This is a genomic window from Pseudomonas sp. H2_A10, assembly GCF_054680085.1.
In genome coordinates this window covers 2,531,727-2,543,122 of record NZ_CP162821.1, presented here as the reverse complement: position 1 = coordinate 2,543,122, position 11,396 = coordinate 2,531,727, and the positions used below count along the sequence as shown (strand labels likewise).

Genomic DNA, 11,396 nt, shown 5'->3' with positions numbered 1-11,396 from the left:
GTGATGAGGTCAGGCGATCTGGGCCTTGGAGGCCACGTCGGCAAATGTCGCTGGGTCCAGCGCATCCGCTTGCTCGTCCAGCACCTGGCGCGGGTGGTCATTGCCCGGAATGGAACTGTCGATCAGCGCCAGCAATTGCGCGCCCAGCGCCGTCAAAATGAAATTCTCGCCATTGCCGCCCTCTTCCTCCGGGCGTGATTCGATAAAACCGCGCTTGAACAGCAACGCCTCGTAATCGGCGGCGGTCTTCTTCAGCGCATCCAGGTTGCCGGTGTCCTCGCCTGCCGTGGCCTTATCCGCTGCTTCCTGTTCGGCGTATTTGCGTGGGGCAAAGCTGCCTTCGCCGTTCTGCACTTCATGCAGCAGACGTTCGATCAAATCCCAGTTGTAAGTCGTCATCCTGATTCCTCCTGCAGGCGAAAAAGTAGCCCGTCATAAGGAGTGACACACCGCGTCGGCAGCCGTTCAGCCAAACGGACGAGCGTCACTTCTCTGAACTTTCCAGACGTTCGCCCCCTCAACCGCACATCATTACCAAGGAGGTCCGAACCATGAGCACCCTGAAAATCCTGGCCATCGCCACCGCCCTGCTTACCGCCCTGCCCGCCTGGGCCTGCACGCCCGAAGAAGCCACGGCCAAGCGTGAAGCGCTGGCCAAGGAAGTCACCCGTTTGACCGAGCAAAACCCGACCCAGGCCAAGGAGATGAATGCCGAGCTACAAAAAATGGACCTGGACACCGAAAGCGCGCGATTGCCCGATAAGTGCCAGTTGATCGACGCACGCCTCAAAGAGCTGAAAGAAGCCGCCGCCAAGGCCAAAAACTGAAGGCAAAAAAAACCGGACAATGTCCGGTTTTTTTCACAGCAGCCGGCGCCTTACTCGGCAGCGGGTGCTTCTGGCTTGCGGCGCTTGAGCGGGGCCATGCCGTCCTTGCTGACGAGCGACAGGTTGTCGGTCTTCGGCCGGTTGGCGATCTTGCGCTTGGTCGGCGACTTGGCGCCGGTTTTCTTCTTGTCACCCTTGGCGTCGGTCTTTTTCTTCTTCACCCCAACTGCCTTGCCCGAGGCCTTGACCTTTTTCGGCCCGGTGTAGGTGCCTTTGACTTCCTTGATGGTACGGCGCTCGAACGACTGCTTGAGGTAGCGCTCGATGCTCGACATCAGGTTCCAGTCGCCGTGGCAGATCAGCGAGATGGCCAGGCCATCGTTGCCGGCACGCCCGGTACGGCCGATACGGTGCACGTATTCGTCGCCGCTGCGCGGCATGTCGAAGTTGATCACCAGATCCAGGCCGTCCACGTCCAGACCGCGGGCAGCGACGTCGGTGGCGACCAGAATCTTCACGCCACCGGCCTTGAGGCGGTCGATGGCCAGCTTGCGGTCCTTCTGGTCTTTTTCGCCGTGCAGCACGAACGCCTTGTATTCCTGGGCCACCAGGCGACCGTAGATGCGGTCGGCCGCCGCGCGGGTGTTGGTGAACACGATGGCCTTCTGATAGGTCTCGTTGGCCAACAGCCAGTTGAGGATCTGCTCTTTGTGCACGTTATGGTCGGCAGTGACGATCTGCTGACGCGTGGTCGCGTTCAGGTCGCTGACGTTGTTGACCTGCAAGTGCTCAGGGTTGTTCAGCACCTTGGCGACCATGTCGCGCAGGGTCGAACCGCCGGTGGTGGCGGAGAACAGCATGGTCTGCTGACGGTTGACGCATTCGCCGACCAGGCGCTGCACGTCGTCGGCAAAGCCCATGTCGAGCATGCGGTCGGCTTCGTCCAGCACCAGCACTTCGACTTCCTTGAGGTCAAGGTTGCCGGCGTTGAGTTGCTCGATCATGCGGCCCGGGGTGCCGATGAGGATGTCCGGCACCTTGCGCAGCATGGCCGCCTGGACCTTGAAGTCTTCGCCGCCGGTGATAATGCCGGACTTGATGAACGTGAACTGCGAGAAGCGCTCGACTTCCTTGAGGGTCTGCTGGGCCAACTCGCGGGTCGGCAGCAGAATCAGGGTCTTGATGCTGACGCGGACCTTGGCCGGGCCAATCAAACGGTTCAGGACCGGCAGGACGAACGCGGCGGTCTTGCCGCTACCGGTTTGAGCCGTCACCCGCAGGTCACGCCCTTGAAGCGCGAGCGGGATGGCCGCTGCTTGCACAGGCGTAGGCTCGACAAATTTAAGCTCGGCCACGGCTTTGAGCAGGCGTTCGTGCAGGGCGAATTGGGAAAACACGGGTGCTACCTCGAAGAAATACAAAATATCAGCTGCATAGGGTAACGGTTTCGGGCGTCCAAACCGAGTTTCTTTACGCGCACGGGGCTAAACAGCTGATTTTTGTCATGGAATTTATACGCAAGGTCAACTTTGCAGCACTTAAATGCTCTAATCGCCCCATCTTGTCTTAACAGAAGAATCGGTTTCACCCATGGATATCAAACAGCTCTGGCTCAACGTCCAAGACCTCTGGGGCGCCCTCGACGAACACCCGATGCTGCATGCCAGCCTGGGTTTTCTGGTGTTGCTGGTCGTCGCCCTGTTACTCGGACGGGTGGCGCGTTACCTCATCCTCCACGCCGTCAAACTGCTCGGCCGGCAACCGGCGCTGCACTGGCTCAATGACCTTCGGCACAACAAAGTCTTCCACCGCCTGGCGCAGATGACGCCGTCGCTGGTGATCCAGTTCGGCCTGTACCTGGTGCCGGCCCTGAGTAAGACCGCCATCCTGTTTATCGGCAATGTTGCGCTGGCCCTGTCCATTCTGTTCCTGGTGTTGGCGATGAGCGCCCTGCTCAATGCCCTGCTGGACATCTACGCACGCACCGAACACGCGCGTACCCGCTCGATCAAGGGCTACGTGCAATTGGCGAAGATGGTGCTGTTCGTGTTTGGCGCGATCATCATCGTCGCCACCCTGATCGATCGTTCGCCGCTGTTGCTGCTCTCGGGCCTGGGTGCGATGTCGGCGGTAATTCTGTTGGTGTACAAGGACACCCTGCTCTCGTTCGTCGCCAGTGTGCAGCTCACCAGCAACGACATGCTGCGCGTGGGCGACTGGATCGAAATGCCCCAGGTCGGCGCCGACGGCGATGTGGTGGACATCACCCTGCACACGGTCAAGGTGCAGAATTTCGACAAGACCATCGTCTCCATTCCCACGTGGCGACTGATGTCCGAGTCGTTCAAGAACTGGCGCGGCATGCAGGCCTCGGGCGGCCGCCGGATCAAGCGCAGCCTGTACATCGACGCCAGCGGCGTACGCTTTTTGCATGACGATGAAGAAGTCCGCATGACCCAGGTTCGCCTGCTCACCGACTACATCAGCCGCAAACAGGCCGAGCTCAAGGCCTGGAACGAGGCCCAGGGCAACACCGCGCAACTGTCGGCCAACCGCCGGCGCATGACCAACCTCGGCACCTTCCGCGCCTACGCCCTGGCTTATCTGAAAAGCCATCCGGACATCCAGCCGAACATGACGTGCATGGTGCGCCAGATGCAAACCACCGCCCAGGGGGTGCCGCTGGAGATCTACTGCTTTACCCGCACCACGGCGTGGGCCGATTACGAGCGCATCCAGGGCGATATCTTCGATTACCTGCTGGCGGTGCTGCCGGAGTTCGGCTTGAGCTTATATCAGCAGCCGAGTGGCAATGACTTACGCGCGGGGATGTTGCCGGCGGTGGTGGGGGCCAGCCACTTGCCGACCACCGAACACCGCGCTATATAACGCCTCGGCTCAGCGGTGTGCTCAGGCGCGGGTCGGGGCTTTGCGCACACCCAACCGACTGATCCACACCGCCCCCAGAATCACCAACCCGCCCAATGCCAAACGCCCCAGCGGCTCGTGCTGGTTCCAGATCAGCAAGTTCAGCAACAACCCCACCGGCACATGCAGGTTATTCATCACTGCCAGCGTGCCGCCATGCACCAGGCACGCGCCTTTGTTCCACCAATACATGCCGAGCGCGGTGCTGACCAGGCCCAGGAACACCAGCACACCCCATTGCAGCGGCGCTTGCGGCAGGAAATCGGCCTTGGCGAACAACAGGAATGCCGGCAGCACCACCAACAAGGCGCCGAGGTAGAAGTAGCCGAAACGCCGGTAATGCGGCAGGTCACTCGGATAACGCGCCACCAGGTGCTTGTACATCACTTGCCCGGCGGCGTAGGTGAAGTTGGCCAGTTGCAGCAGCAAAAAGCCCATCAGGAAGTGCGGGGTAATCTGGTCGAAACGAATCACCGCCGCGCCCGCCACCGCCACCAGTGCGGCGACCAGCGCCCACGGGTTGAAGCGTCGGTTGAGGGCATCTTCGATCAAGGTCACGTGTAACGGCGTAAGAATGGTGAACAGCAACACCTCCGGCACCGTGAGCACACGAAAGCTCAGGTACAGGCACACGTAGGTCACACCGAACTGCAGGGCGCCGATCACCAGCATGCCGCGCATGAACGCAGGCTCCACCGAGCGCCAGCGTGTCAGCGGGATAAACACCAGCCCGGCCAGTACCACACGCACCAGCACCGCGAAGTAGCTGTCGACGTGGCCGGCGAGGTATTCGCCGATCAAGCTGAAGGAAAAAGCCTGTATCAGGGTGACAACCAGTAGATAGCCCATGCGCGCCTCGTTTTGAATGGGCGCGACATTAAAGGTTTTCGGGATGTGAAGAAACTCGGGGCAAAAAAAACCCGACCTCGCTAAAGCGTCAGTCGGGCAGGAGCACTCAGGAGCAACAAGTGCAAAGGGAGGTTCGATACGCGTACTTGAAGGGTTTGCGTGAAGCGATATAAACACCGGGCGATTACGTGACGATTAAAGGATCACGCCACCTGGGCGATCAGCGCCTTGGCGTGATTGATGCCCTTCTCCTGGAAGTCACCGCTCAGGTTCACCCCTTCGGCATGGATGAAAGTCACATCGTGAATCCCGATAAAGGCCATGACCTGGCGCAGGTACGGTTCCTGGTGATCGGAGCTGGCGCCGGCATGAATGCCGCCGCGAGCGGTGAGCACAATGGCGCGCTTGCCGGTCAGCAAACCCTGCGGTCCGGTCGCGGTGTACTTGAAGGTCACGCCGGCCCGCAACACGTGGTCCAGCCAGGCTTTCAAGGTGCTCGGGATGGCGAAGTTGTACATCGGTGCAGCCATGACCAGCACGTCGGCGGCCAGCAGTTCGTCGGTCAACTCGTTGGAGCGGTCCAGAGAAATCTGTTCGTCGTCGTTGCGCTGCTCCGCCGGTTTCATCCAGCCGCCGAGCAAGTTGGCGTCCAGGTGCGGCACCGGTTCACGGGCCACGTCACGCACGGTGATCCGATCCGCCGGGTGGGCGGCCTGCCATTGGCTGATGAACTGCCGGGTCAATTGGCGGGAGATCGAATCCGTTTGGCGGGCGCTGCTTTCGATGATCAGAACGTTGGACATGGCTTCGTAGGCTCCATCTGAAACTGCTGTAAGTCGATGGAGAAAAGATTAACCAAGGCTCATTCGATAAAAAAGCGCAAAAAACTGCTGCAACCCATCTAGAAATTTGTTGATAAGCGGAGTATTCCTGTGGGCATGCTCCGCTGCCGCTTTATTTCGGCGCGCAAGCCAGGGCAATACGCATCTTGATAATGGCGCGGTTGAACTTCACCGTGGTGTTGGTGCTTTTGCCCGCCGGTACCGTGACCGTGCGACGTCGCGGCGCTTCCGGGCCGTTGGTGAAGGTTACCGAGCACACCGCGTCTCGGGTGCCGTAGTTATTGAGTTGAATCGAACTGATGTCGCCGTCCACATCGGAGGCGGTGTAGTCCACGCTCACGCCATCGATCTTTTTGGTCACGTCGATGGGGTAGGCGAACGCGCTCATCGGCAGCAGCGCCAGCAACACACAACAGAATTTTCTCATTCGGCAGTCTCCAATAAGGACCGCCAGCTTAGGACAAGAGGAACCTATCTTGAAAGCGCCCCGCGTTACCCTCGATCAATGGCGCACGCTGCAAGCCGTGGTCGACCATGGCGGCTTCGCCCAGGCGGCCGAAGCGCTGCACCGTTCGCAGTCCTCGGTGAGCTACACCGTGGCCCGCATGCAAGACCAGCTCGGCGTGCCACTGCTGCGCATCGATGGGCGCAAGGCGGTGCTGACCGATGCCGGCGAAGTGCTATTGAGGCGCTCCCGGCAGTTAGTCAAAAACGCCAGCCAACTGGAAGACCTCGCCCACCATATGGAACAGGGCTGGGAAGCCGAAGTGCGGCTGGTGGTCGATGCCGCCTACCCTAACGCACGCCTGGTACGTGCGCTCAGCGCTTTTATGCCGCAGAGCCGTGGCTGCCGCGTGCGCCTGCGTGAAGAGGTGTTGTCGGGCGTCGAGGAACTGCTGATCGAGGGCGTGGCCGACCTGGCGATCTGCGGCTTCAGCATCCCCGGTTACCTGGGCACGGAAATGAGCGACGTGGAATTCGTCGCCGTGGCCCATCCCGAGCACGCCCTGCACCGCATGAATCGCGAGCTGAGCTTCCAGGACCTGGAAAGCCAGATGCAAGTGGTGATCCGCGACTCCGGCCGCCAGCAACCCCGCGATGTGGGCTGGCTCGGCGCCGAGCAGCGCTGGACCGTCGGCAGCCTGGCCACCGCGGCATCCTTCGTCGGCAGCGGCCTGGGCTTTGCCTGGTTGCCCCGGCACATGATCGAGCGCGAACTCGCCGAGGGCGTGCTCAAGCAACTACCCTTGGAGCAGGGTGGCAGCCGCCACCCTACGTTCTACCTGTACTCAAACAAAGACAAACCCTTGGGGCCCGCAACGCAGATCCTGGTGGAGTTGCTGCGCACTTTTGACACGGCCCCGCTGGACGCACCTTTCGCCGCCCCCCGGCAAGCCTGAGACGGAGTTCATGCATGGCCTGGTTCGACCACGACGACTGCAGCCTGCACTACGAGGAATACGGCCACGGCACCCCGCTGCTGCTGATCCACGGCCTCGGCTCCAGCAGCCAGGACTGGGAACTGCAAGTGCCGGTACTGGCCAGGCACTACCGCCTGGTCGTGGTCGACGTTCGCGGCCACGGGCGCTCCGACAAACCCCGCGAGCGCTACAGCATCCAGGGGTTTGCCCATGACCTGCTGGCACTGTTCGACCACTTGAACCTGCCGCCCGCCCATGTAGTGGGCCTGTCCATGGGCGGCATGATCGCGTTTCAGTTGGCCGTGGACCAACCCGCCCTGGTCAGGAGCCTGTGCATCGTCAACAGTGCCCCCGAGGTAAAAGTGCGCAGCGCCGATGATTATTGGCAATGGGCCAAGCGCCGGACCCTGGCCCGCGTACTCAGCCTGAGCACCATCGGCAAGGCGCTGGGTGACCGATTATTTCCCAAACCGGAGCAGGCCGACCTGCGCCGCAAGATGGCCGAACGCTGGGCAAAAAACGACAAACGTGCTTATCTCGCCAGCTTCGATGCGATTGTGGGCTGGGGTGTGCAGGAACGACTTTGGCGGATTACCTGTCCAACCCTGGTCATCAGCGCCGACCACGACTACACCCCCGTGGCCCAGAAAGAAATCTATGTAAAACTGCTGCCCGATGCGCGACTGGTGGTGATCGAGGATTCCCGTCACGCCACGCCCTTGGATCAACCCGAAGTCTTTAACGCTACCCTGCTCGACTTTCTAACGACCGTCGACACCACTACCCAGGATCACTGACCCATGCTGAAAAAAATCGCCTTCTTTGCCGGTTCCGCCTTGTTCGCTGCCAACCTGATGGCGGCTGAGCCGGCCAAGGCGCCGCACGTTTTGCTCGACACCACCAACGGCCAGATTGAAATCGAACTGGACCCGGTGAAGGCCCCGATCAGTACCAAGAACTTCCTGGCCTATGTCGACAAGGGCTTCTACACCAACACGATTTTCCACCGGGTGATCCCAGGCTTCATGGTCCAGGGCGGCGGCTTCACCCAGCAGATGTCGCAAAAGCCGACCGAAGCGCCGATCAAGAACGAAGCCAGCAACGGCCTGCATAACGTGCGCGGCACACTGTCGATGGCCCGCACCTCGAACCCGGATTCGGCCACCAGCCAGTTCTTCATCAACGTGGCCGACAATGCCTTCCTCGACCCAGGTCGCGATGCCGGTTATGCCGTGTTCGCCAAAGTGGTCAAGGGCATGGACGTGGTCGACATCATCGTCAACTCCCAGACCACCACCAAGCAGGGCATGCAAAACGTGCCAATCGATCCTGTGATCATCAAGTCGGCCAAGCGCATCGACTGAGGTTTGCAGGAAGCTTCGCGCGTAGCCCACAAGGCTGCGCGCGCATTTGAAAGGAGAGCCCGCCCGGCGGGCGTCAACCCTAATGCTCTATCGTCGTTTTGAACAACTGATCGATATTTTCCGCGACGCCCCCAGCGCCGCCCCGCCCGATAAAGTCCTGCCCTTCTACCTCTACTACCTGCGCCAGGTGTGGCCGTGCTTTGCCGCGCTGCTCGTGGTGGGGCTGGTCGGCGCATTGATCGAAGTCGCGCTGTTCAGCTACCTGAGCCGCATTATCGACCTGGCCCAGGGCACACCGCCCGCCAACTTCTTCCAAGTGCACAGCGCCGAGCTGATCTGGATGGCCGTGGTCGCCCTGCTGCTGCGGCCGATTTTCAACAGCCTGCATGATCTGCTGGTGCACCAGACCATCAACCCCGGCATGACCAGCCAGATCCGCTGGCAGAACCACAGCTACGTGCTCAAGCAGAGCTTGAATTTCTTCCAGAATGATTTCGCCGGGCGCATTGCCCAGCGCATCATGCAAACCGGCAACGCCCTGCGTGACTCTGCGGTGGCAACCGCGGAGGCCATCTGGCATGTATCGATCTACGCCATCACTTCGCTGGTGTTGTTTGCCGAGGCCGACTGGCGGCTGATGATCCCGCTGATCACCTGGATCATTTGCTACTGCCTGGCTTTGCGTTACTTCGTGCCAAGGGTCAAGGAACGCTCGGTGATTTCTTCCGAAGCGCGCTCCAAACTCATGGGCCGCATCGTCGACGGCTACACCAACATCACCACCTTGAAGCTGTTCGCCCATACGCAGAATGAGCAGGAATACGCCAAGGAAGCGATCATTGAGCAAACCGAAAAAACCCAGCTGGCGGCACGCGTGCTCACCAGCATGGATGCGGTGATCACCGTGCTGAACGGTCTGCTGATCGTCACCACCACCGGCCTGGCCCTGTGGCTGTGGACGCAATCGCTGATCTCCGTAGGCGCCATCGCGCTGGCCACGGGCCTGGTGATTCGCATCGTCAATATGTCCGGCTGGATCATGTGGGTGGTCAACGGCATTTTCGAAAACATCGGCATCGTGCAGGACGGCCTCAAGACCATCGCCCAACCATTGGCGGTGGTCGACCGCGACAACGCCCCACGCCTGAGCGTGCCCCACGGCGAAGTGCGTTTTGAACAGGTGGATTTTCACTACGGCAAACGCAGCGGGATCATTGGCAACTTGAACCTTGAGATCAAGGCCGGCGAAAAAATCGGCCTTATCGGCCCGTCGGGGGCGGGCAAGTCGACCCTGGTCAACCTGCTGCTGCGCCTCTATGACCTGCAAGGCGGGCGCATTCTGATCGACGGCCAGAACATCGCCGAGGTGGCCCAGGAGTCCCTGCGCGAGCGGATCGGCATGATCACCCAGGACACCTCATTGCTGCACCGCTCGATCCGCGACAACCTGCTGTACGGCAAGCCCGACGCCACCGACGAAGAACTCTGGGCCGCCGTGCACAAGGCCCGCGCCGATGAGTTCATCCCGCTGCTGTCGGACGCCGAAGGCCGCACCGGGCTGGATGCCCACGTGGGCGAACGCGGGGTGAAACTGTCGGGCGGGCAACGCCAGCGCATCGCTATCGCCCGCGTACTGCTCAAGGACGCGCCGATCCTGATCATGGACGAAGCCACCTCGGCGCTCGACTCGGAAGTCGAGTCGGCGATCCAGGAAAGCCTGGAGACCCTGATGCAAGGCAAGACGGTAATCGCGATTGCGCACCGCTTGTCGACCATTGCGCGGATGGATCGCCTGGTGGTGCTGGAAAAAGGCCAGATTGCCGAAAGTGGCAGCCATGCCGAGCTGCTGGCGCATAAGGGGCTGTATGCCCGGTTGTGGCAGCACCAGACCGGGGGGTTTGTGGGTATCGATTGAATACTGCCCCGCCTCTACCACAGCGGGCTTGCTCCCGATAGCGCTGGGGCAGTCAACAGTGCGTTGACGGGTTAGTGCTATCGGGACGACTCACGCCTGCCGATAAGGCAGGGCCGCCCTCGCCTCTTCGGCATAGGCCACAATCCCCACCCGCTCGCGCTCGAGGAAGTCCTCCACGGCATTCTTCAACCCCGGATGACGCAGGTAGTGCCAGGAACGGGTGATCACCGGTTCGAACCCGCGAATCAGTTTGTGCTCGCCCTGGGCGCCGGCGTCGAAGCGTTGCAGGCCCTGAGCGATGGCGTAGTCCATGCCCTGGTAAAAACAGGTTTCGAAATGCAGGCGATCGAATTCCGCCAGGCAGCCCCAGTAGCGACCATAAAAACTGTCACCCCCGATCAGGCTGAAGGCCATGGCAACGGGCCGCGGGCCTTGCTTGGCCAGTACCACGCGGATGGCCTGGGGCATGCGTTCGGCCAGCAGACTGAAAAACGCGCGGGTCAGGTACGGGGCCTGGCGGCGTACCGCGTAGGTGTTGGCATAGCAGGCGTAGACAAAATCCCACTGCGCCTCGCTCAGTTCACCACCTTGCAACCATTCGAAATCGATGCCCTGCCCCGCCACTTGTTCACGTTCTTTACGCATCTGCTTGCGCTTGCGTGAACTGAGGGCGTCGAGGAAATCCTGGAAGTCGCGATAACCACGGTTCTGCCAATGAAACTGGCAGCCCAGGCGCTGCATCCAGCCCGGTTGCCGGGCCAGCGCCTCATCGGCCAACGCATCGGTGAAATTGACGTGCGCACTGCTAAGCCCTTCGATTTCCAGATAACCCGGCAGGCTGTTGAGCAGTTCAAAGCCATCCTCGGCGTTGGCGGCCAATAGCCGTGGCCCGCTGACCGGGCTGAAGGGCACGGCCGTGAGCAGCTTGGGGTAGTAGTCGATACCCGCCCGCGCACAGGCGTCGGCCCAGCCATGGTCGAACACATACTCACCGTAGGAATGCCACTTGCGATAACCCGGCAGTGCCGCCACCAGCCGATCACCCTCCCAGTGCAGCAAATGCTCGGGTCGCCAGCCCGATTGCGGGCCCAGGCTGGCGCTGTCTTCCAGTGCGCTCAGGAACGCATGCCGCACAAAAGGCTGGGCCTGCGGCGCGAGGGCGTCCCACACCTGCGGGTCGATTTCGGACAGGCTGTCCAGGCGTTGCAGCGGCATCGGCATCCTCACTACTTCAGGGCGTGAAAGCCTGG

12 protein-coding genes are annotated in these 11,396 nt (G+C 61.1%); 6 read left to right on the top strand and 6 right to left on the bottom strand.

All coding sequences use genetic code 11. The annotated features are described in order from the left end of the window. Positions 1 to 9 precede the first annotated feature (9 nt). Complete coding sequence (locus AB4O23_RS11865) at positions 10 to 399, bottom strand: hypothetical protein (RefSeq protein WP_017527534.1); 390 nt, start codon at positions 397 to 399, stop codon at positions 10 to 12. A 152-nt stretch (positions 400 to 551) separates the two neighbouring features. Between AB4O23_RS11865 and AB4O23_RS11860 the strand changes: the two genes are divergently transcribed. Further along, positions 552 to 827: a hypothetical protein gene (locus AB4O23_RS11860; RefSeq protein ID WP_116079374.1), complete on the top strand. Its 276-nt coding sequence runs from the start codon at positions 552 to 554 to the stop codon at positions 825 to 827. Positions 828 to 877: 50 nt separating this feature from the next. On the opposite strand, the gene AB4O23_RS11855 is transcribed toward AB4O23_RS11860, so the two are convergent. Next, positions 878 to 2,224 (bottom strand): DEAD/DEAH box helicase, encoded by a 1,347-nt coding sequence (locus tag AB4O23_RS11855; RefSeq protein WP_003193110.1) that lies wholly within the window; start codon positions 2,222 to 2,224, stop codon positions 878 to 880. A gap of 193 nt (positions 2,225 to 2,417) precedes the next feature. Here AB4O23_RS11855 and AB4O23_RS11850 point away from each other — a divergent pair, with 193 nt between their 5' ends. After that, positions 2,418 to 3,716: a mechanosensitive ion channel family protein gene (locus tag AB4O23_RS11850; RefSeq protein WP_017527532.1), complete on the top strand. Its 1,299-nt coding sequence runs from the start codon at positions 2,418 to 2,420 to the stop codon at positions 3,714 to 3,716. Positions 3,717 to 3,737: 21 nt separating this feature from the next. Here the strand turns inward: AB4O23_RS11850 and AB4O23_RS11845 are convergent, their stop codons facing one another. The 3 genes from AB4O23_RS11845 to AB4O23_RS11835 form a co-directional block, all read right to left on the bottom strand. Continuing rightward, positions 3,738 to 4,604, bottom strand: coding sequence for a carboxylate/amino acid/amine transporter (locus AB4O23_RS11845; protein ID WP_017527531.1), 867 nt, complete (start codon positions 4,602 to 4,604; stop codon positions 3,738 to 3,740). A 203-nt stretch (positions 4,605 to 4,807) separates the two neighbouring features. Then, a complete protein-coding gene (locus AB4O23_RS11840) occupies positions 4,808 to 5,407 on the bottom strand; it encodes an FMN-dependent NADH-azoreductase (RefSeq protein ID WP_460063291.1) in 600 nt (199 codons plus the stop codon). 151 nt (positions 5,408 to 5,558) lie between these two features. Next, positions 5,559 to 5,873: a 3-phosphoglycerate kinase gene (locus AB4O23_RS11835; protein WP_065878143.1), complete on the bottom strand. Its 315-nt coding sequence runs from the start codon at positions 5,871 to 5,873 to the stop codon at positions 5,559 to 5,561. 49 nt (positions 5,874 to 5,922) lie between these two features. Here AB4O23_RS11835 and AB4O23_RS11830 point away from each other — a divergent pair, with 49 nt between their 5' ends. The 4 genes from AB4O23_RS11830 (at position 5,923) to AB4O23_RS11815 (ending at position 10,146) form a co-directional block, all read left to right on the top strand. Next, on the top strand, positions 5,923 to 6,846 hold the full coding sequence (locus AB4O23_RS11830; protein WP_003175418.1) for a LysR family transcriptional regulator: 924 nt from the start codon (positions 5,923 to 5,925) through the stop codon (positions 6,844 to 6,846). 14 nt (positions 6,847 to 6,860) lie between these two features. After that, the gene (locus AB4O23_RS11825; protein ID WP_017527527.1) at positions 6,861 to 7,664 is read left to right on the top strand and encodes an alpha/beta fold hydrolase; all 804 of its coding nucleotides are present in this window, start codon (positions 6,861 to 6,863) and stop codon (positions 7,662 to 7,664) included. Positions 7,665 to 7,667: 3 nt separating this feature from the next. After that, positions 7,668 to 8,231 (top strand): peptidylprolyl isomerase A, encoded by a 564-nt coding sequence (locus tag AB4O23_RS11820; protein ID WP_017527526.1) that lies wholly within the window; start codon positions 7,668 to 7,670, stop codon positions 8,229 to 8,231. Between the two features lie 82 nt (positions 8,232 to 8,313). Then, complete coding sequence (locus AB4O23_RS11815) at positions 8,314 to 10,146, top strand: ABC transporter ATP-binding protein (RefSeq protein WP_017527525.1); 1,833 nt, start codon at positions 8,314 to 8,316, stop codon at positions 10,144 to 10,146. 90 nt (positions 10,147 to 10,236) lie between these two features. Here AB4O23_RS11815 and AB4O23_RS11810 read toward each other — a convergent pair whose 3' ends face one another. After that, entirely contained in the window at positions 10,237 to 11,361 is a 1,125-nt protein-coding gene (locus AB4O23_RS11810) for a GNAT family N-acetyltransferase (protein WP_065878147.1), read from the bottom strand. Between the last annotated feature and the right edge of the window lie 35 nt (positions 11,362 to 11,396).

What these genes read in the sequence shown, in the direction of transcription:
- AB4O23_RS11865 (WP_017527534.1), bottom strand. Translation starts at nt 399, where the DNA reads ATGACGACTTACAACTGGGATTTGATCGAACGTCTGCTGCATGAAGTG.
- AB4O23_RS11860 (WP_116079374.1), top strand. Translation starts at nt 552, where the DNA reads ATGAGCACCCTGAAAATCCTGGCCATCGCCACCGCCCTGCTTACCGCC.
- AB4O23_RS11850 (WP_017527532.1), top strand. Translation starts at nt 2,418, where the DNA reads ATGGATATCAAACAGCTCTGGCTCAACGTCCAAGACCTCTGGGGCGCC.
- AB4O23_RS11845 (WP_017527531.1), bottom strand. Translation starts at nt 4,604, where the DNA reads ATGGGCTATCTACTGGTTGTCACCCTGATACAGGCTTTTTCCTTCAGC.
- AB4O23_RS11840 (WP_460063291.1), bottom strand. Translation starts at nt 5,407, where the DNA reads ATGTCCAACGTTCTGATCATCGAAAGCAGCGCCCGCCAAACGGATTCG.
- AB4O23_RS11835 (WP_065878143.1), bottom strand. Translation starts at nt 5,873, where the DNA reads ATGAGAAAATTCTGTTGTGTGTTGCTGGCGCTGCTGCCGATGAGCGCG.
- AB4O23_RS11825 (WP_017527527.1), top strand. Translation starts at nt 6,861, where the DNA reads ATGGCCTGGTTCGACCACGACGACTGCAGCCTGCACTACGAGGAATAC.
- AB4O23_RS11820 (WP_017527526.1), top strand. Translation starts at nt 7,668, where the DNA reads ATGCTGAAAAAAATCGCCTTCTTTGCCGGTTCCGCCTTGTTCGCTGCC.
- AB4O23_RS11815 (WP_017527525.1), top strand. Translation starts at nt 8,314, where the DNA reads ATGCTCTATCGTCGTTTTGAACAACTGATCGATATTTTCCGCGACGCC.
- AB4O23_RS11810 (WP_065878147.1), bottom strand. Translation starts at nt 11,361, where the DNA reads ATGCCGCTGCAACGCCTGGACAGCCTGTCCGAAATCGACCCGCAGGTG.